Source organism: Staphylococcus lloydii, assembly GCF_015775975.1.
Classification (GTDB): Bacteria; Bacillota; Bacilli; order Staphylococcales; family Staphylococcaceae; genus Staphylococcus; species Staphylococcus lloydii.
On record NZ_CP064056.1, the window covers coordinates 1,259,904 to 1,280,497 of the forward strand.

Genomic DNA, 20,594 nt, shown 5'->3' on the forward strand with positions numbered 1-20,594 from the left:
ATTCCTACAGCATAATAAGTGCTGTAGGAATTTTTTTATTGGTTATTCATTTCTGAAACTAAGTTATTTAATCTCTTGTATGAATCTAATTGAGCTTCTTGATCATAAATATAACTAATAGCCATTAATTCATCTATATCGCCATTTTCTGCAATAAATGATTTAAGCTTATCTTTGACTGTTGCTTCAGAACCAATAAGTGATTGTGACATACGTTGTTTTGCTAATTCAAATTCTCTAGGAGTAAGCAATCCTTGTAAATCATCTGTTGGTGGTTGAACGGGTTGCATTCTGCCACGTGTAATACTCACCATGACTTGGGCCTGAGTTGAAGCTAAATATTCGGCTTGTGCATCTGTGTCGGCCACGATCGCATTTAAACAAACTATCATATAAGGTTTATCTAAAACATCAGAGGGTTCGAATAATGATTTATATATTTCCATGGCATCTTGCATCTGTTGAGGAGCAAAATGACCAGCAAATACATATGGTAAGCCTTTACGAGCTGCTAAATGAGCCGAATCAGTTGAAGAACCTAAAATATAAAGTGGTACATTTTTATCTACTGCTGGATAAGCACGAACATAGCCTTGTTGATTGGCTGGTCCAAAATAAGTCGCAAGTTGCTCAACTTCTTCTGGAAATTCGTATACACCATTATGTTGATCGCGTCGTAAAGCGCTAGCAGTCATCATGTCTGTACCAGGTGCTCTACCAAGTCCTAAATCCACACGATTTGGGAATACGGTTGCCATTGTACCAAATTGCTCTGCAACGATTAATGGCGCATGATTAGGCAACATAATACCTCCAGATCCAACTTTAATAGATTGTGTATGTTCTAGTGTATGTTGAATCAATAATGCTGTGGCCGAGCTAACTAAATTAGGCGCATTGTGGTGTTCGGCAATCCAATATCTTTCAAAATCAAGTTTTTCAAGGTTTTGAGCCAATTTAACCATATCATCAATTGCGTCTTTATCTGTCTGTCCTTCTCTAACAGGTGCAAGATTTAGCGCGGATAACTTTATTTCTGTCATTTTAGTATCCTCCTTAGTAATAACTAATAATTGAAAGTATAACAGGCGACTGTTAACTTGCGTAAAAAATTGCTCACTGGTATAATGTAGTAAATTTTAACGTTAGGTGGCCTTAATAAGACAATGGATAAATCTCATAAGCAAATTTCAACTCAAACTTTAATAAATAACGCATGAGGTATGCCATTGTCCAACTTATTTTTAATATAGGCTGTTATATTTATTTGAAAAAGACATGCATACCTCTTAGAAAGCGAGGAATATGTTATGTCTTTTTATTATGCACAAAAACCATTTGAACCTTATGGGAAAGTACTTATCGAGCATGTGAATATAAGTATAGAAGATGGTGAACATGTCGTTATTATTGGTAATAATGGTGTAGGAAAGACCTCATTATTAGAAAAAATCTATGCAACTTATAGCGACGAAGCTTATTATATGGAACAAGATTTAACCAACTATAGAGAGTTAACTGCAATGGACTATATCATTTCACTAAATCCTGTTTTGTATCAAATAAGAACGAAAATGTCAGATGACTTAAATGCTTTAGCCAAATATATAGAACTTGATGGTTATGGTTTTGAACAAAAAATAGTGACTCAAGCAAAACAATTTAAAATTACTGAAGATAGTTTAGCTAAACCACTTAAACAATTAAGCGGGGGCGAGCAAACAAGAATAGCTATTATAAGAGCTATATTATCGCGACAGACAATGTTATTACTCGATGAGCCGACAAATCACTTAGACGATAATATGGTAAATGATTTATGCCGCTTTATTAATAACTCTACTCAAACCATTATTATGATTTCACATCACCGTGGCTTTATTAACAATGTTGCTACACATATTATAGACGTCAATAACAAAGGCACAACAAAATATGAAGGTAGTTATGATGATTATAAAGCAATTTCAGATTTAGCTATTAAATCTCAGAACAATGCTTATATTAAGCAACAACAACAAATTAAACAGTTAGAAAAAAATATTCAACGCGTAAAACAATGGCATGCATCATCTAGTGCACAGACTAGTGTTAGAGATCCAATAGGACAGAAAAAATTAAGTAAACTTATTAAACGTGCTAAAACTAAAGAAACACAAACACAGCATCTTATAGAAAATAAAAATGTAACAAAGCCTACTTCTAATAATATTGCACAAATTAAACTCAATAATGGTCAACAATTCAATAATAGAAATCTTTTCCAATTTCAACAAGTGTGTTATCAAAATGAACAAGGAACTATATTTGATCATGTCGATATTACAATGAAAAAGGGCGAAAATGTCTTATTAACAGGCCCAAATGGTAGTGGTAAATCTATGTTAGTAAAATTAATCACAGGTCTTGTCCAACCAACAAGCGGTAAAATCAACATTTCACCGTCATTAGAAATCGCTTATTTTGACCAACAAAATTATAATTTGAATTTTGAACTCACACCAATGGAAATGTTATTAGAGCTACCTAATATGACACGTAGTAGTGCACAAACAATTCTCAATGCATTTAATTTTGACCATGATAGTTTATTTAATAAAATAAGTAATCTGTCAATGGGTGAAAAGAGTAGATTACAATTTGTATTACTATATTTTGCACAACCGCATTTGCTTATATTAGATGAACCAACAAATTATTTTGATATCCACACGCAAGAGTTAATTATGGAGATGCTAAAAGAGTTTGGTGGGCAAGTATTATTAATTACGCATGATGAATATTTAAAAAGTAAATTTGATGCGACTCAGTGGTATATTAAAAATCGTAAAATAATAAATTCAGCACTAAAGCCCAAATTAGATGACGATGTGGACAGTACATTGTCTCTATTAGAAGATTTTAAACATATAGATGAATTCGGTCATTATCAAACAGACGACTAGAAAAATTATAAACATGGTGCTATCATTGGACCATTGATAAAATTGTGAGGAGTGTCGAAAAGTCATGGAAGTATATGCAGATAATGCTGCAACCACACCAGTTAAACAACCAGTAATTGATAAGATGATGGAACTCTATACTTTACATTTTGGGAATCCATCTTCAATTCATAGTATTGGTAGAGATGCACGTAAATATTTAGACGAATCACGCAGGGCTATTGCTCAAATGTTAGGTGCTAAGACAAACGAAGTTATTTTTACAAGCGGTGCCACAGAGTCTAATAATACGGCGATTAAAGGTATTGCTTATAAACATCAGCATAAAGGCAAACATCTTATTACATCAAAAATAGAACATCATTCTGTATTGCATGTCTTTGAACAACTTGAAAACGAAGGATTCACTGTAACTTATCTTGATGTAGATGCTCAAGGAATTATCGACATTGAACAATTGAAAAATGCTATAAGCGATGACACAATTTTAGTATCAATTATGTTTGTTAATAACGAAGTGGGTACTGTGCAACCTATGTATGAAATAGATGATATCGTCAAACACTCAAACGCATTATTTCATGTGGACGCTGTACAGGCGATAGGCCATTTGGATATAGATTTTAACGAATTTAGTATCGATTCTATGAGCATTACGGCACATAAATTTGGTGGACCTAAAGGCATTGGCGTACTATTGGTTAAAGAAGGTACATTAATGCGTTATATGCAACTCGGTGGAGAACAAGAAACCAAGCGTCGTGCTGGTACAGAGAATATACCTCAAATTGCAGGATTAACAGAAGCATTGAAGCTAGCTACAAATAATTTGGACGATAATAACGTACACTTAATGTCTTTAAAAAATTTGTTTATAGTTAAATTACAAGAAAGATCAGTGCCATTTGAAGTGAATGGTTCGATGGTAGATACGACAGGTCACGTAGTAAATTTATATTTTCCGTTTATAGATGTTGAGACCATGTTAACTTTATTAGATTTGTCTAATATATATGTTTCTTCAGGTTCAGCATGTACTGCAGGTTCTACGACACCTTCACATGTATTAGCGGCAATGTACGATGACGATGAAAGAGCAAAACATTCAGTAAGATTTAGTTTTAATGAATTAAATACTGAGGCAGAGATTAAATATATAGCGATGGAAATTCACAAAATCTATCATAAATTTAAGGAGGAATAATAGTTGGGCAATGAAAATACACGTGTAGTTGTTGGAATGTCAGGTGGTGTAGATAGTTCTGTTACAGCTCATTTATTAAAAGAGCAAGGTTACGATGTCATTGGTATCTTTATGAAAAATTGGGACGACACAGACGAAAATGGCGTTTGTACTGCAACAGAAGATTATAATGATGTTATTGCAGTTTGTAACCAAATCGGTATACCGTATTATGCGGTAAATTTTGAACAACAATACTGGGATAAAGTATTCACATATTTCCTAGATGAATATAAAAAAGGTAGAACGCCAAATCCGGATGTAATGTGTAACAAAGAAATTAAATTTAAAGCATTTTTAGAACATGCACTTAAACTAGGTGCTGATTATGTAGCGACTGGACATTATGCACGTATAAAACGTCATGAAGATGGTCATGTAGAAATGTTAAGAGGCGTAGATAACAACAAAGATCAAACATATTTCTTAAATCAACTATCACAAGAGCAATTATCAAAAGTTATGTTCCCTATAGGAGATATTGATAAAAAAGAAGTTAGAAAAATAGCCGAAGAACAAAACTTAGCCACTGCTAAGAAAAAAGATTCAACTGGTATTTGTTTTATTGGTGAAAGAAACTTCAAAACATTTTTATCACAATATTTACCTGCTCAATCGGGTAAAATGGTTACACTAAATGGTGAAGTAAAAGGTGAACATGGTGGTTTGATGTATTATACGATTGGACAACGTCACGGTCTTGGTATAGGCGGCGATGGTGATCCATGGTTCGTAGTTGGTAAAAATTTAGAAGATAATGAACTGTATGTTGAACAAGGTTTTGACCATGATGCATTATATAGTGATTATTTAATTGCTTCAGACATCTCATTCGTTAACGACGTAGATTTAACAAATGGCTTTGAATGTACTGCTAAATTTAGATATCGACAAAAAGATACAAAAGTATTTGTACAAAGAGAAGCAGATAATGCAATTCGTGTTACTTTTGATGTGCCAGTACGTGCAATTACACCAGGTCAAGCAGTCGTATTTTATGACGGTGAAGTTTGTTTAGGTGGCGCAACAATTGACGATGTATATAAAAATTCTGGTCAATTAAGTTACGTAGTATAATAGAAAATTCCAAAATAGAGATTGAGAAGTAAATGTTTACTAAATTCATTCAAGTAATGCTTGTAATATGCACCCATTATTTGAATGAAACATATTATTTCTCATTCTCTTTTTTTGTTTAAACTACATTACTTTTTTAATATAATGTTATACTAAGCTATTAGAAATGAGGTATTGAGCATGGAACAAGAAGAAATTTATAATTATATAAAACAAGGGCAAAATGATAAGGCATTACAAGCTTTATTTGATAATATAGAAAATAACCCCCAAGAAATTGAAAATTACATAAATTCTGGTATTTTAATAGCAGAAGCAGGCGAAATTGAACACGCAGAAACATTTTTCCAAAAAGCGTTAACAATTGATGCCGAAAACGGTGCAGTTTATTATAATTTAGCAAATGTTTATTATAATGAAGGACGTTTTAATGAGGCAATAAAGTTATATCAAACTGCGTTACAACATGCCAAAGATGGTTTAGTTGATAAAATTGACGCAAATTATATGATAGGGATGTCATTTAATCAACTCGAATCATTTAAACAAGCGATGCCATTTTTAATGACGGCAGCTGAAGCGGATGACCGACAAGATGTAGAAGTTCAATTCCAATACGGGTTGGTATTATGTCATTTAGAAATGTATGACCAAGCTATTGAGCAATTAAATTATGTATTAACATTGGATAAGGAACATGTTGATGCGCTTTATAATTTAGGTTTAGCTACATATATGAGTACTGAAAATGTTGACGATGCTTTATATTACTTTAATAAAGCGGTAGCTATCAATCCAGAACACCATATGAGTCAACATGCTATAGCAACTTTTAAATCTATTCAAGAGGAGGAATAACGACATGGCTGATTCTACACTGTTTAACTATTCAATGGTTAAAGGCACGGTTGATGCAATACTTTTTCAAAATAAAGACAACTTCTATACCGTGTTAAAAGTCGATACAATTGAATCAAATGAAACCTTTGATAGTATGCCAACAGTCGTAGGATTTTTCCCTGAAGTTGTTGAAGGTGATGTATATACTTTCAAAGGACAAGTTGCTACCCATCCGAAGTATGGGAAACAATTAAAGGCCGAAACATTCGAAAAAGAATTGCCGCAAACAAAAGAAGCCATCGTCAGTTATCTTTCTAGCGGTTTATTTAAAGGTATAGGTAAAAAGACTGCACAAAGTATCGTCAACACCTTAGGTGAAAATACAATTTCAGATATTTTAAACGATGCTACAGTACTTGAAAAAGTGCCTGGATTACCTAAGAAAAAGCAACAACAAATTGCCGAACAAATCGCGAGTAATCAAGAAACTGAACGTATTATTATTCGATTACATGATTTAGGCTTTGGTCCTAAATTAGCCATGAATATTTATCAAACATATCTTGGCGAAACGTTAAATGTAATTGAAAAAAGTCCGTATCAACTTGTTTATGATGTAAAAGGTATTGGTTTTAATAAAGCAGACATATTAGCTAAAAATATAGGCATTCAATATAATGATCCAGAACGTATTAAAGCAGGTATTTTATATCAATTAGAAGAAGAGTGTATTAAACAAGGACATACTTATTTGCCAAGTCAATTTTTAATAGATAATGTACAAGATATGTTATCAAATCCACCAGCAGAAGAAATAGAAAGAAATCAAATTGAAGCACAAATTGAGCAACTCGTTAATGATACTAAATTAATACAAAAAGAGGACCAGTTTGCAATTCCAAGTTTGTATTACTCAGAAATTAAAAGTGTACAAAATCTCTATCGTAATTTTACGTATACGAAGAAATTAAAAGATATGGAAACTTCGGAACTATTGTTAGAAATTGGAGATATTGAAGATAAAAACAACGTCAGCTATGCCGAATCACAAAGAGAAGCTTTACAAACAGCGATGAATTCTAAAGTGATGTTATTAACTGGAGGACCTGGTACTGGTAAAACCACTGTTATTAAAGGCATTGTAGAATTATATGCTGAAATTCATGGTTTATCTTTAGATTACGATGATTATAAGGAAGATGATTACCCAATTGTATTAGGCGCACCAACAGGTAGAGCTTCTAAAAGATTATCTGAATCAACAGACTTAGAAGCAATGACGATTCATCGGTTAATTGGGTGGAATCAAGATACACAACCAGAAGATATATTAGATAATGAAATTAATGCAAAATTAATCATTATAGATGAGATGTCTATGGTAGATACGTGGTTATTCCATCAATTTATGAGTGCCGTTCCTATAGATGCACAAGTTATTTTAGTTGGAGATGAAGACCAATTACCTTCAGTGGGTCCTGGACAAGTTTTTAAAGATTTAATTGATTCTAAAGTAATTCCAAGAGTTAATCTTACTGAAGTTTATCGTCAACAAGAAGGTTCTAGTATTATAGAGTTGGCACATCGCATTAAATTAAATCAAAAGGTCGACATTACGCAACGTTTTCATGATAGAAACTTTATAAATTGTTCTACGGAACAAATTCCTGAAGTCGTTGACAAAGTAGTTAATAGTGCAGTTTCAAAAGGGTATGATATGAGTGATATCCAAGTATTAGCACCTATGTATAAAGGGTCAGCAGGCATAAAAAAATTAAATTCTGTATTACAAGGTATCTTGAATCCTAAGGAAAAAGATACAAGGGAAATCGAATTTGGTGAAGTATTATTTCGTAAAGGCGATAAAGTTTTACAACTGGTCAATCGCCCTAACGATAATATCTTTAATGGTGATATTGGCGTTATAGTTGGCATATTTTGGGCAAAAGAAAATGCTTTAGACAAAGATGTCGTAATTGTAGATTTTGAAGGCAATGAAATCACCTTTACTAGACAAGATTTAATGGAACTCACACATGCCTATTGCACGTCTATCCATAAATCTCAAGGTTCGGAATTTCCGATTGTCATTATGCCTATGGTCAAACAATATTATAGAATGTTACAGAAGCCTATCCTATATACTGGTTTAACACGAGCCAAACAGTCTTTAGTATTTTTAGGCGATCCACAAGCCTTTGATTTAGGTTTGAAAACGAATGGGCAAGTTAGAATGACTCAACTCTGTGCTTTATTACAAGCATACTTTAAAAATGACGAAACTGATTTGCAAACGAACGAAGAACAGATTAATAGTAGTTTTGATGCTTCAATAGAATTAAGCGAAACTACAATTTACAAAATAGACCCCATGATTAATATGGGGCAAATGTCACCTTATGACTTCGTTAATGATTGACACGGAGTTAGAAAATAAATACAATATATTTAAAGTTTAAAAGAAGATGAGTAAATATCTCAGGACATAAAGAGATGTACTGGTTGGTGAAAAGTACAGCTTGAGCTATTGAACGCTACTTCGTGTCATTATTAATAAATACTTAATTGAGTGATAAACAAGATAGAATGTTTAGGTATAACATTATTGTTTTGTTTATAACTAGGGTGGTACCGCGAATTGTTCGTCCCTTATATAGAGGATGAACTTTTTTTGTGCGCAAAATTATTTATAAATGATGTATGTATTAAATTGGAGGGTTATTAATGAAAAATTTAAAAGCAAGTGAGATTAGACAAGGTTTTATAGATTTCTTCGTAGAAAAAGGACATATGGTAGAGCCTTCTGCACCACTCGTTCCTATCGATGATGATTCATTATTATGGATTAACTCTGGAGTTGCAACATTAAAAAAATATTTCGATGGTCGTGAAACGCCAAGAAAACCTAGAATTGTAAATTCACAAAAAGCTATTCGTACGAATGACATTGAAAATGTTGGTTTCACTGCACGTCACCACACATTCTTCGAAATGTTAGGTAATTTTTCTATCGGTGACTATTTCAAAAAAGAAGCAATTGAATATGCTTGGGAATTTTTAACTAGTGATAAATGGATGGGTATGGAACCAAGCAAACTATATGTAACGATACATCCTGAGGATACTGAGGCTTATAAATTATGGCATGAAGATATTGGACTTGAAGAAAGTCGCATTATTCGAATTGAAGGTAACTTTTGGGATATAGGTGAGGGACCTTCTGGGCCAAACACTGAAATATTTTATGATCGCGGAGACGAATATGGTCAAGAAGACCCACCAGAAGAAATGTATCCAGGCGGTGAAAACGAACGTTATTTAGAAGTATGGAACTTAGTGTTTAGTGAATTTAATCATAATAAAGACCATACTTATACGCCACTACCAAATAAAAATATTGATACAGGCATGGGTCTTGAAAGAATGGCGTCCGTTGCGCAAGATGTACGTACTAACTATGAGACAGATTTATTTATGCCTATTATTGAAGAAGTAGAAAAAATTTCTGGCAAAAAATATTTAACTAATAATGAATACGATGTTGCGTTTAAAGTTATTTCAGACCATATTAGAACAATCTCATTTGCTATTGCTGATGGCGCATTGCCAGCAAACGAAGGGCGTGGCTATGTATTACGTAGATTATTACGTAGAGCCGTACGTTTTAGCCAGTCATTAGACATTAATGAACCTTTCTTATATCAATTAGTTGATATCGTTGCGGAAATTATGGAACCATACTACCCAAACGTCAAAGAAAAAGCACAGTTTATACAACGTGTAATTAAATCAGAAGAAGAAAGATTCCATGAAACATTACAAGAAGGATTAGCTATTTTAAATACACTGATACAAAAAGCTAAAGATGGCGATAAAACTATTGCTGGTGAAGATGCATTTAAGCTTTACGATACTTATGGTTTCCCAGTCGAGTTAACTGAAGAATTTGCTCAACAAGAAGGGTTATCAATAGATATGGAAACATTCGAAGTAGAAATGCAAAAGCAAAGAGATCGTGCACGTCAAGCTCGTCAAAGTGGACAATCTATGCAAATCCAAAGTGATGTCTTAAAACAAATTAATACTGACAGTACGTTTGTTGGATATGACCAAATGTCAGCTGATTCTACAATAACTGATATTATTAAAGATGGTGAGCTAGTTACTACAGTAGAAGCTGGAGACGAAATTAGCCTTATCCTAAAAGAAACACCTTTCTATGCTGTTAGTGGTGGACAAGTTGCCGATAAGGGTACAATTAGTAATGATAGCTTTGAAATCTATGTAGAAGAAGTAACTAAAGCACCAAACGGTCAAAACTTACACACAGGAAAAGTACAATTTGGTAAGGTAACTACAGGCGCTGAAGTTACAGCCGTAGTAAATCAAAATGAACGACAATCAATTAAGAAAAATCACAGTGCGACACATTTATTGCATGCCGCATTGAAAGAAATCTTAGGAGATCATGTTAACCAAGCAGGTTCATTAGTAGAACCAGACAGATTACGTTTTGACTTTTCACATTTTGGTCCATTATCTGAAGAGGAAATCGAAATTGTTGAACGTCGTGTAAATGAAGAAATATGGAATAATATTTCAGTCTCTATAAAAGAGATGTCTATTGACGAAGCTAAAAAAATGGGTGCTATGGCACTATTTGGTGAAAAATACGGTGATGTTGTAAGAGTTGTCGACATGTCTCCATATTCAATAGAATTATGTGGTGGTATCCATGTAAACAATACTTCAGAAATCGGTTTATTCAAAATTGTAAGTGAATCAGGTACAGGTGCTGGTGTACGTAGAATTGAAGCGCTAACTGGTAAATCAGCATTACTATACTTAGAAACAATTCAGAATCATTTCAAACAATTGAAAAAGCAAATTAAAGTAAAAGATGATGATCAAGTATTAGATAAAGTTGTACAAATGCAAAATGATGAGAAATCATTAAACAGACAGTTAGAACAACGAAGTAAAGAAATTACAGCACTGAAAATGGGCGACATTAAAGACCAAGTCGAAGAAATTAATGGCTTAAATGTCTTAGCTACTGAAGTAGAAGTAGATAATGCTAATGCGATCCGTGAAACAATGGATGATTTCAAATCAAAATTACAAGATACTGTTATTATTTTAATCAGCAAAGTAGGAGATAAAGTATCACTTATTGCTACAGTACCAAAATCATTAACTGATAAAGTAAAAGCTGGAGATATTATAAAAGAAATGGCTCCAGTGGTTGGTGGTAAAGGTGGCGGCCGACCTGACATGGCTCAAGGTGGCGGTACACAACCTGAAAACATAACAGAATCTTTACGTTTTATTAAAAATTACATTAAATCATTGTAACTTGAAGAAAGAGTAAGTTAAAATAGTATTGTACATTTTTTACTATATTTGAAGGAGTGTTTGATGTGGAAAACTTAGATAAAACTATGAAGTTTAATTATGATGAAGTGCCTAAGAAAGATGTCAGAACAGTGTTATTAAATGTATATAACACATTAGAAGAACGTGGTTACAATCCTGTAAACCAAATCGTAGGATATTTACTTTCAGGTGATCCTGCATACATCCCAAGACACAACGATGCGAGAAACCAAATTAGACATATCGATAGAGATGACATTATGGAAGAATTAGTCTCAAATTATCTTCAAGATAGTACGAAAGAATAATTATGCTAACAAAAAAAATAATGGGTCTTGATGTAGGAAGTAAAACTGTTGGTATTGCCATTAGTGATTTAATGGGTTGGACTGCACAAGGCTTAGACACACTCCGAATCAATGAAAATGAAAATGAGCTTGGAATTGATAAGCTTGTACAAATAGTAAAAAAAGAAAACGTAGGCACAGTTGTTATTGGATTACCAAAAAATATGAATAATTCTATTGGATTTCGAGGGGAAGCTTCGTTACAATACAAAGAACAGCTTCAAGAAGCTTTACCCTCACTTGAAATAATCATGTGGGATGAACGTCTTAGCACAATGGCTGCAGAACGTTCTTTGCTAGAGGCTGATGTATCTAGGCAAAAAAGAAAAAAAGTTATCGATAAGATGGCTGCAGTATTTATCTTGCAAGGTTACTTGGATTCAATTCAATAAAAAGGAGAAATTTAAGATGACAGAACATAACAATGCAGAATTACAAATTAATAATGAGGAAGAATTATTAACACTTTATGACGAAGAAGGAAATGAAGTTCTTTACCGCAAAGTTTTAGAATTCTATCATCCTGAATTTAAAAAAGAATATGTCATTTTAGCTGAAGAAGGCGCAGAAGCTGATGACGACGATTTAATTGAATTAGTCCCAATGATTAATGACCCTGATGAAAACGGTGAAGGTGGTAAATTCTTACCAGTAGAAACTGACGAAGAATGGGATATGATTGAAGAAGTTGTTAATACAGAAATGGATGACACGCACGACCATGATCACGATCATGAATAATTAACACTTTAAAGAATAAATTCTATTAGAAAGTAATAGAATTTATTCTTTTTTTATAGTTAAGTATAAAAATTAACGTAACACGGTAATTTATAGAACTAGAAAAGCAGTCATTGCCTTTTCAATCTTATCTTTCTTAACAAAATATGGTAAAATATTTAAAGTTAATTTATATTTACCGTATGTCTATAAAAAGTATAAACATAACTGTATTTTGTCATTTAAAAATCATTATGATATACACTTTAAGAAATTGTTTAAAGATAATATAAAGGAAGTTATAATTTGGAAAAAAATCAAGCTTATTTATTAAATTTACTAGACTATAATTCTAATAATATAGAAGAATTAAGAGCATACGCAGAAGAAAATGAAGTGCCTATTGTTGATCGCATGACACTTGAAATGATTAAACAAATTATTAGAATACATAAACCTACTAGGATTCTTGAAATTGGTACTGCAATAGGATATAGTTCAATGCAATTTGCTGCAATTGATCCACAAATCCAAGTAACGACAATCGAACGAAATGAACAAATGCAAGAACAAGCAATGCATAACTTTGAACACTTTAATTTCCAAAAGCAAATTCATATGATTAAAGGCGATGCATTAGAACAATTTGATTCTATAAAAAATCAGTCTTTTGATATGATTTTTATAGATGCTGCCAAAGCGCAATCAAAGAAATTTTTTGAATTATATACCCCTTTATTAAAACATAATGGTGTCGTTATTACAGACAACGTCTTATATCATGATTTTGTAGCTGATATTGATGTAGTTAGAAATAGAAATGTAAAACAAATGGTCAAAAAAATACAGAAATATAATGAGTGGTTAATACAAAATGATGCGTTTACTACTAATTTTTTAAATATTGATGATGGTTTAGCTATTTCAATTAAAGGAGAGTAAGTATGACTGAATTATTAGTGACACCCAAATCTGTTGCTCATATTGCAACACTCATCGAAAAAGGTGCAGATGCTTTTGTTCTTGGAGAACAAAAATTTGGGTTAAGACTTGCCGGTGAATTTGATCGCGTTGCTTTGAAAGAAGCCGTTGAATTAATACATCAGCACGATAAAAAAGCGTACGTCGCTGTAAATGGCATTTTCCATAATTATCATTTAAATGCGCTTGAAGATTATATTTCATATTTACATGAAATAAATGTAGATCGAATAATTTTTGGTGATCCTGCTGTAGTGATGTTCGTCAAACAGCAAGCACATCCAATCCCATTAAACTGGGACGCAGAAACTTTAGTTACAAACTATTTCCAGTGTAATTATTGGGGCAACAAAGGTGCTAACAGAGCGGTATTAGCTAGAGAATTAAATTTAGAAGAAATATTAAATATCAAACAACATGCAAATGTAGAAATTGAAGTTCAAGTACATGGTATGACGTGTATGTTCCAATCAAAACGTATGTTATTAGGAAATTACTATACTTTCCAACAACGTCAAATGAAAATCGAACGTAATGATATATCAAATCAGTTGTTATTATATGACGAAGAACGTGATAACAAATATCCGGTGTATGAAGACTATAATGGTACGCATATTATGTCTCCAAATGATATTTGTTTAATAGAAGAATTAGATGCGCTTTTAGAAGCCGGTATAGATGCTTTTAAAATCGATGGTGTTTTACAATCAGAAGAATATATTAATGTTTGTACAGCTCAATATAGAGAAGCTATCGATTTATTTAATGAGGACCCAGAATCTTACGAAGATGAGAAATTCATGCTCGTAGATCCGATTGAAGAAATCCAGCCAGAACATCGACCATTTGATGAAGGATTTTTATTCAAACAAACAGTATATTAAAGGAGGAAAATTAAGTGAAAATTTTAGAGAAAGCAAATACTTCTATTACTCCTAAAATAAAAAAACCTGAATTACTTGCACCAGCTGGAAATTTAGAAAAACTAAAAATTGCAGTTCATTATGGTGCTGACGCTGTCTTTCTAGGTGGACAAGAGTACGGTTTAAGATCAAATGCCGGTAATTTTACAATGGCTGAAATTGAAGAAGGCGTAAATTTTGCACGCAAATATGGCGCAAAAATATATGTAACAACGAATATTATTGCCCATGATGAAAACATTGAAGGATTAGATGCATATTTAAAAGACCTTGAAGCAACAGGTGCCACGGGTATCATCGTTGCCGATCCTTTAATAATAGAGACATGCAAAAGAGTTGCGCCATCACTTGAAATTCATTTATCCACTCAACAATCTTTATCAAATTATAAAGCAGTTGAATTTTGGAAAGAAGAAGGATTAGACCGTGTCGTTTTAGCCCGTGAAACAGGTGCTATGGAAATGCAAGAGATGAAAGATAAAATTGATATAGAAATTGAAGCATTTATTCACGGAGCTATGTGTATTGCATATTCAGGTCGATGTACGCTAAGTAATCATATGACAGCCCGTGATTCCAACCGTGGAGGTTGTTGTCAAAGTTGTAGATGGGACTACGATTTACTAGCAGTTGATGACGATGGTGAATTGGATTTATTATATAATGAAAATGATGTCGTGCCATTTGCAATGAGTCCCAAAGATTTAAAATTAATTGAATCTATTCCTAACATGATGGATATTGGTATCGATTCACTTAAGATTGAAGGTCGAATGAAGTCGATTCATTATATAGCAACAGTTGTATCTGTGTATCGTAAAGTCATCGATGCCTATGCTGTTGATCCTGAAAACTTTAAAATTAATCCGAACTGGTTAGTTGAATTAAATAAATGTGCGAACAGAGCAACTGCACCAGCATTTTTTGAAGGCACACCAGGTTATGAAGAGCAAATGTTTGGCTCGGTAGGTGAAAAAAATCAATCGTCTTATGATTTTTGTGGTCTAGTATTAGATTATGATGACACAACTCAAATTGCGACAATTCAACAACGTAATAAATTTGCACCAGGTGAAGAAATAGAATTTTTCGGTCCAGAAATCGATACATTTAAACAAGTTGTAGAGCATATTTATGACGAAGAAGGTAACGAATTAGATGCTGCGCGCCATCCACTTCAAATTATTCAAATTAAAGTCGATAAGCTTCTATATGCAAACAACATGATAAGAAAGGAAATTGGATAATGAAAAGTACGACCATTATAGGAATTGCTGGTGGATCAGGTTCAGGGAAAACAACGGTTACTGATGAAATTATGAAAAATTTAGAAGGACATAGTGTTGCACTTTTAGCGCAAGACTATTACTATAAAGACCAATCGCATTTATCTTTTGAAGAGCGATTAGAAACCAATTATGATCATCCTTTTGCATTTGATAATGATTTATTAATCGCTAATTTAAATGATTTGAGAAATGATAAGGTTGTCGAAGTACCAACTTATGATTATAAGAACCATACTAGAAGCGATGAAACGATTGCATTTGAACCAAAAGATGTTATTATCGTAGAAGGTATATTTGCACTGGAAAATAAAACATTAAGAGATTTAATGGACGTTAAAATATATGTTGATACAGATGCAGACTTAAGAATATTACGTCGTTTAATGCGCGACACTGAAGAACGTGGTCGTACAATGGAATCGGTAGTAAATCAATATCTTAATGTAGTGCGTCCAATGCACAATCAATTTATTGAACCTACTAAAAAGTATGCCGATATCATAATTCCAGAAGGTGGCAGTAATAAAGTCGCAATCGACATAATGACAACTAAAATCCAGACATTAGTAAGTAAGCAATAGTAATTTTATAGTAAAGGAAGATGACATTATGGAAAATCAAAAACAATATCCAATGACTCAAGAGGGTTATGAGAAATTAGAACATGAATTAGAAGAATTAAAGACTGTAAAACGACCAGAAGTTGTCGAAAAAATAAAAGTTGCTCGTTCATTCGGTGACTTATCTGAGAACTCAGAGTACGATGCAGCTAAAGACGAACAAGGCTTTATTGAACAAGACATCCAACGTATTGAAAATATGATAAGAAATGCTCTAATCATTGAAGATACTGGTGATAATAACGTCGTACAAATCGGTAAAACTGTAACTTTCGTTGAATTACCTGGTGACGAAGAAGAAAGTTACCAAATCGTTGGTTCAGCAGAAGCTGACGCATTTAACGGTAAAATTTCTAATGAATCTCCTATGGCGAAAAACTTAATTGGTAAAGGATTAAATGACGAAGTTCGCGTTCCTCTTCCAAATGGGGGAGAAATCAACGTTAAAATTGTTGATATTAAATAAGTTATACTTTAAAACCCCTTGATATCATAATGATATTAAGGGGTTTTATATTTTGCGTTAAAAAATGATATACTAATTCACGAAAGTTTGATAAATTTAGTTTAGTTGGGGTAAATATAAAAGTCAGACTTTAATTTTACTTTAATAGAAATATACTAAATTAAATTATCTGATAATTTAATTTATTTAAAGGGGAGTAATATTTTGGAAACCAAAATATTAAATGAACAAACAATTATATATTACTTCGAGAATGAAATTTCTCGACCAACATTTAATAAAGTACAACATGTAGTTACATATATCGAAAAGCAACAACTTAGTGCAATTTTAGAAATTGTGCCTTCTTATCGTTCTATTATGTTAACGATTGATACAACGGTTGACGTGCCCAAAAATGTAATTACTCAGTTAAATATTGAAGCGCTAGATTTAAATTCAATATCAACTGAAATTAAGCAAACACGCATTATAAACATACCAGTTCTCTATGGTGATGAGTATGGACCGGATTTAGTAGAAGTTGCGCAGCATAATCATTTAAGTATAGACGAAGTAGTAAACATACATAGTTCTAATTCATATTTGATTTATCTACTTGGATTTATGCCTGGTTTTCCATTTTTAGGTGGTCTAAGTGAAAAAATACATACACCTAGAAGAAGTGAACCTAGGACTAAGATACCTGCAGGGTCTGTTGGCATTGCTAACAATCAAACAGGTCTTTATCCAAAGCAATCACCAGGAGGTTGGCAAATTATAGGTCAAACACCGATTGATGTATTTAATATCAATAGAGAGCCAATGTGTCTATATCAACCAGGTGATTACATAAAATTTTATAGTATTACGCATGAAGAATTTGAAGATTTTAAAGAACAACAACAAAATAATACATTTGATTATGAAAGGTTGGTGACGATAGAAAATGGCAATTAAAATTAAACAACCTGGATTATTCACTACTGTACAAGATGAAGGCCGTATCGGTTTTCAAAATTTAGGTTTTTCAATTGCAGGTGCATTAGATCAATACGCATTTAAAATTGGCCAACAACTCATTGGCAATAATGGACCGGCTTTAGAATGTACTATTATGGGTCCGACAATCGAGTTTAAAGATAATAATACATTCGTAATTACAGGCGCACCTTTTAATGCACAACTTAACGAAATATCAGTTCCACATCAGACCGTTGTGAAAGCGAATAAAGGTGACATTTTAAAATTAAATAATGTTATAGAGGGTGCTAGATGTTACATACTATTTGGAAAACCACTAGATATCCCAAAAGTAGCTAATAGTTATGCAACTCATACTCGTAGCCAAATTGGAGGATTTAATGGACGTACATTAAAATCAGGTGATTACATAAATTGTATTGAAAATGAGTATCCTAATCATACATTAGGACAAAGTTTTAATGGTCAACTTAATTTAGATGAGCAAGTAACTATTCATATTGTAGAAGGACCACAAATTGATGCTTTTTCTGCATCTGCGCAAAGTGATCTTACTGCAAATACTTTTACAATTTCTGATAGTTCCGATCGCATGGGTTACCGTTTAAAAGGGCCAACTATTAGTCCTGACAGTTCTGCAGATATAATATCAGAACCAGTTGCATTAGGAAGTATTCAAGTGCCTAATGATGGTAATCCAATCATTTTATTAAATGATAAGCAAACGGTGGGCGGTTATACAAAGATTGCAAATGTTTGCCAGGCTGATTTAAATGTTTTGGCTCAATTGAAGCCTGGTAATAAAATACAATTCAAATGGATAACTATAGAAGAAGCTACTGATAAATTAATTAAACAACAGCAAGCATTTGCAAAAACGTTAACAGCTATTAATGAAATGCCACAATTTGAAATGAGTGAAATGAGAAATACAGCTTCAAAAATAGCAAAATTATTAAAAGGGGAATAACAATGAATTTAGAACAAATAGAAAAGTTAATTACATTAGTTAAGGACAATGAGGTTAAAAAATTTAGCTATAAGGATCATAGTAGTGAAATCGATATTGATTTTACAGAGCCACATAGTGGTGGTAATGCGGTTCAACCTTCTGCAAACGTATCTTCAACAGGGAGTGGGAATAACTCTGCTCATGATGAGGAAAGTACTGAAGCAGACAACACTAAATCAATAAATGCATCTATGGTCGGTACATTTTTCCTACAAGATGAAAAAGAATTGACTAATCCAATTATTGAAGTTGGTTCAACGGTTAACAAAGGTGATGTAATTGGTTATATCGAAGCAATGAAAGTATTAAATGAAGTCGTAAGCGATGTTGAAGGAACGGTAAGTGAAATCGTTGTGGATCATGGTACGCAAGTGGAATATAACCAAACGCTAATTAAAGTGGACTAAGCGTAATTTAAGGGGGTTAAGTTAATGGATCGATGTCTAATCGCAAACAGAGGAGAAATTGCAATACGTATTATAAGAGCTTGTCGTGAACTCAATATTGAAACGGTTGCTGTCTACGCTTTAGGAGACGAAAATAGTTTACACGTCAGCTTAGCAGATCAATCGGTTTGTATTGGCGAAGCAAACGCTTTAGATAGTTATTTAAACCAAGATAGAATTATAAGTGCTGCAATTAATACAGGCGCAACAGCTATCCATCCTGGTTATGGTTTTTTATCAGAAAGTGCTTCTTTCGCTCGTAAAGTCGAAGAAAATGACATTTATTTTATTGGACCTACATACCGTACTATGGAAATGATGGGAGATAAAATAACAGCAAGACAAACTGTTCATGGTGCTGACGTACCCATCATACCGGGTTCAACGGGTGCAGTAGAATCTATTGAAGAAGTAGAGGAAATTGCAAAAGATACTGGCTACCCATTAGTGTTAAAAGCAGCTAGTGGTGGAGGCGGTAAAGGTATTCGTATCGTTAAAAGTAAAGAAGAGCTTAGCAAAGCATTGAAAGAAGCAAAAAGTGAAGGCGCAAAATACTTTGATGACGATAGAGTTTATGTCGAAGCATTTATACCAGTAGCTAAGCATGTTGAAGTACAGGTTGTAGGAGACGGCAAGGACAACTTTGTTCATTTAGGTGAAAGAGATTGTTCTGTACAACGTAAAAATCAAAAGCTAATAGAAGAATCACCATGTTCTGCATTATCTGATGAAAAAAGAACGCAAATATGTAATGATGCCGTTAAAGTAGCGCGCGCTTCTAATTATAGAAGTGCAGGTACGATAGAATTTTTAGTTACCGAAGATGCTTATTATTTCATCGAGATGAATGCCAGAATTCAAGTAGAACACACCGTTACAGAAATGAGAGCAAATAGAGATTTATTACAAGCTCAATTATATTTAATGATGTATAATGAATTACCTTTTACTCAGGACGAAATTGCATTTGATGGGCATGTAATAGAAGCACGTATTAATGCCGAAGATCCAGAAAAAGGGTTTCAACCTTCACCTGGTAAAGTTAAAGGATTACATTTACCACATGGCTTTAATGTCAGAGTAGATTCATTACTTTATACAGGCTATATGGTTTCTCCATATTATGACTCTTTGGTAGCTAAAGTAATCGTTAAAGCATCAAATAGACAATTAGCCATAGATAAACTTAAAGTTACTTTAGACGAAATGGTCATTGATGGATTTACGACTACAGCCGATTTCTTATTTGCAGTATTAAATTACCCACCATATGCACATGGAGATGCAAGAGATGTGGATATTAAATTCTTAGATAGACATAACATCATTAAGGAGGCTTAATC

The 20,594-nt window shown here is 33.1% G+C and carries 19 protein-coding genes; 18 read left to right on the forward strand and 1 reads right to left on the reverse strand.

The annotated features are described in order from the left end of the window. Positions 1–35 precede the first annotated feature (35 nt). Positions 36–1,043 carry an LLM class flavin-dependent oxidoreductase gene (locus tag ISP08_RS06135; RefSeq protein WP_195718044.1) on the reverse strand — a complete coding sequence of 336 codons (1,008 nt, stop codon included), beginning with the start codon at positions 1,041–1,043 and terminating at the stop codon, positions 36–38. Positions 1,044–1,310: 267 nt separating this feature from the next. Between ISP08_RS06135 and sal the strand changes: the two genes are divergently transcribed. The 18 genes from sal to ISP08_RS06225 all read left to right on the forward strand — a co-directional run bounded on the left by sal (position 1,311) and on the right by ISP08_RS06225 (position 20,592). Next, positions 1,311–2,945 (forward strand): Sal family ABC-F type ribosomal protection protein, encoded by a 1,635-nt coding sequence (gene sal, locus ISP08_RS06140; RefSeq protein WP_195718045.1) that lies wholly within the window; start codon positions 1,311–1,313, stop codon positions 2,943–2,945. A gap of 64 nt (positions 2,946–3,009) precedes the next feature. Then, the gene (locus ISP08_RS06145) at positions 3,010–4,149 is read left to right on the forward strand and encodes a cysteine desulfurase family protein (protein ID WP_195718046.1); all 1,140 of its coding nucleotides are present in this window, start codon (positions 3,010–3,012) and stop codon (positions 4,147–4,149) included. A gap of 3 nt (positions 4,150–4,152) precedes the next feature. Beyond that, on the forward strand, positions 4,153–5,265 hold the full coding sequence (gene mnmA / locus ISP08_RS06150) for a tRNA 2-thiouridine(34) synthase MnmA (RefSeq protein ID WP_048793524.1): 1,113 nt from the start codon (positions 4,153–4,155) through the stop codon (positions 5,263–5,265). 180 nt (positions 5,266–5,445) lie between these two features. Further along, positions 5,446–6,123 (forward strand): tetratricopeptide repeat protein, encoded by a 678-nt coding sequence (locus ISP08_RS06155; RefSeq protein WP_195718047.1) that lies wholly within the window; start codon positions 5,446–5,448, stop codon positions 6,121–6,123. A gap of 4 nt (positions 6,124–6,127) precedes the next feature. Further along, the gene (recD2, locus tag ISP08_RS06160; RefSeq protein WP_195718048.1) at positions 6,128–8,524 is read left to right on the forward strand and encodes an SF1B family DNA helicase RecD2; all 2,397 of its coding nucleotides are present in this window, start codon (positions 6,128–6,130) and stop codon (positions 8,522–8,524) included. A 305-nt stretch (positions 8,525–8,829) separates the two neighbouring features. Then, the gene (alaS, locus tag ISP08_RS06165) at positions 8,830–11,460 is read left to right on the forward strand and encodes an alanine--tRNA ligase (RefSeq protein WP_195718049.1); all 2,631 of its coding nucleotides are present in this window, start codon (positions 8,830–8,832) and stop codon (positions 11,458–11,460) included. Positions 11,461–11,525: 65 nt separating this feature from the next. Then, positions 11,526–11,789: an IreB family regulatory phosphoprotein gene (locus ISP08_RS06170; protein ID WP_048793528.1), complete on the forward strand. Its 264-nt coding sequence runs from the start codon at positions 11,526–11,528 to the stop codon at positions 11,787–11,789. A 2-nt stretch (positions 11,790–11,791) separates the two neighbouring features. After that, positions 11,792–12,220, forward strand: coding sequence for a Holliday junction resolvase RuvX (gene ruvX, locus ISP08_RS06175; protein WP_048793529.1), 429 nt, complete (start codon positions 11,792–11,794; stop codon positions 12,218–12,220). Between the two features lie 16 nt (positions 12,221–12,236). After that, the gene (locus tag ISP08_RS06180; RefSeq protein WP_195718050.1) at positions 12,237–12,569 is read left to right on the forward strand and encodes a DUF1292 domain-containing protein; all 333 of its coding nucleotides are present in this window, start codon (positions 12,237–12,239) and stop codon (positions 12,567–12,569) included. Between the two features lie 285 nt (positions 12,570–12,854). Further along, complete coding sequence (locus ISP08_RS06185) at positions 12,855–13,490, forward strand: O-methyltransferase (protein ID WP_195718051.1); 636 nt, start codon at positions 12,855–12,857, stop codon at positions 13,488–13,490. 2 nt (positions 13,491–13,492) lie between these two features. Then, positions 13,493–14,416 carry a peptidase U32 family protein gene (locus ISP08_RS06190; RefSeq protein WP_195718052.1) on the forward strand — a complete coding sequence of 308 codons (924 nt, stop codon included), beginning with the start codon at positions 13,493–13,495 and terminating at the stop codon, positions 14,414–14,416. Positions 14,417–14,430: 14 nt separating this feature from the next. Continuing rightward, on the forward strand, positions 14,431–15,702 hold the full coding sequence (locus ISP08_RS06195) for a peptidase U32 family protein (protein ID WP_195718053.1): 1,272 nt from the start codon (positions 14,431–14,433) through the stop codon (positions 15,700–15,702). Continuing rightward, complete coding sequence (udk, locus tag ISP08_RS06200) at positions 15,702–16,325, forward strand: uridine kinase (protein ID WP_048793534.1); 624 nt, start codon at positions 15,702–15,704, stop codon at positions 16,323–16,325. The genes ISP08_RS06195 and udk overlap by 1 nt, the downstream gene beginning before the upstream one ends. A gap of 28 nt (positions 16,326–16,353) precedes the next feature. Next, positions 16,354–16,830 (forward strand): transcription elongation factor GreA, encoded by a 477-nt coding sequence (gene greA, locus ISP08_RS06205; protein WP_048793535.1) that lies wholly within the window; start codon positions 16,354–16,356, stop codon positions 16,828–16,830. Between the two features lie 204 nt (positions 16,831–17,034). Further along, positions 17,035–17,769: a 5-oxoprolinase subunit PxpB gene (gene pxpB / locus ISP08_RS06210; protein WP_195718054.1), complete on the forward strand. Its 735-nt coding sequence runs from the start codon at positions 17,035–17,037 to the stop codon at positions 17,767–17,769. Then, positions 17,759–18,763, forward strand: a complete 1,005-nt coding sequence (locus ISP08_RS06215) for a 5-oxoprolinase subunit C family protein (RefSeq protein WP_195718055.1) — start codon at positions 17,759–17,761, stop codon at positions 18,761–18,763. The genes pxpB and ISP08_RS06215 overlap by 11 nt, the downstream gene beginning before the upstream one ends. 2 nt (positions 18,764–18,765) lie before the next feature. Then, the gene (locus tag ISP08_RS06220; protein WP_195718056.1) at positions 18,766–19,212 is read left to right on the forward strand and encodes an acetyl-CoA carboxylase biotin carboxyl carrier protein; all 447 of its coding nucleotides are present in this window, start codon (positions 18,766–18,768) and stop codon (positions 19,210–19,212) included. 24 nt (positions 19,213–19,236) lie between these two features. Continuing rightward, entirely contained in the window at positions 19,237–20,592 is a 1,356-nt protein-coding gene (locus tag ISP08_RS06225; RefSeq protein ID WP_048793539.1) for an acetyl-CoA carboxylase biotin carboxylase subunit, read from the forward strand. Positions 20,593–20,594 lie beyond the last annotated feature (2 nt).

Bases quoted from the DNA above. Each gene is read 5' to 3' on its own strand.
- ISP08_RS06155 (WP_195718047.1), top strand. From the start codon at position 5,446: ATGGAACAAGAAGAAATTTATAATTATATAAAACAAGGGCAAAATGAT.
- ISP08_RS06215 (WP_195718055.1), top strand. From the start codon at position 17,759: ATGGCAATTAAAATTAAACAACCTGGATTATTCACTACTGTACAAGAT.
- sal (WP_195718045.1), top strand. From the start codon at position 1,311: ATGTCTTTTTATTATGCACAAAAACCATTTGAACCTTATGGGAAAGTA.
- ruvX (WP_048793529.1), top strand. From the start codon at position 11,792: ATGCTAACAAAAAAAATAATGGGTCTTGATGTAGGAAGTAAAACTGTT.
- ISP08_RS06135 (WP_195718044.1), bottom strand. From the start codon at position 1,043: ATGACAGAAATAAAGTTATCCGCGCTAAATCTTGCACCTGTTAGAGAA.
- ISP08_RS06225 (WP_048793539.1), top strand. From the start codon at position 19,237: ATGGATCGATGTCTAATCGCAAACAGAGGAGAAATTGCAATACGTATT.
- ISP08_RS06180 (WP_195718050.1), top strand. From the start codon at position 12,237: ATGACAGAACATAACAATGCAGAATTACAAATTAATAATGAGGAAGAA.
- greA (WP_048793535.1), top strand. From the start codon at position 16,354: ATGGAAAATCAAAAACAATATCCAATGACTCAAGAGGGTTATGAGAAA.
- alaS (WP_195718049.1), top strand. From the start codon at position 8,830: ATGAAAAATTTAAAAGCAAGTGAGATTAGACAAGGTTTTATAGATTTC.
- ISP08_RS06190 (WP_195718052.1), top strand. From the start codon at position 13,493: ATGACTGAATTATTAGTGACACCCAAATCTGTTGCTCATATTGCAACA.
- udk (WP_048793534.1), top strand. From the start codon at position 15,702: ATGAAAAGTACGACCATTATAGGAATTGCTGGTGGATCAGGTTCAGGG.
- recD2 (WP_195718048.1), top strand. From the start codon at position 6,128: ATGGCTGATTCTACACTGTTTAACTATTCAATGGTTAAAGGCACGGTT.
- ISP08_RS06145 (WP_195718046.1), top strand. From the start codon at position 3,010: ATGGAAGTATATGCAGATAATGCTGCAACCACACCAGTTAAACAACCA.
- ISP08_RS06220 (WP_195718056.1), top strand. From the start codon at position 18,766: ATGAATTTAGAACAAATAGAAAAGTTAATTACATTAGTTAAGGACAAT.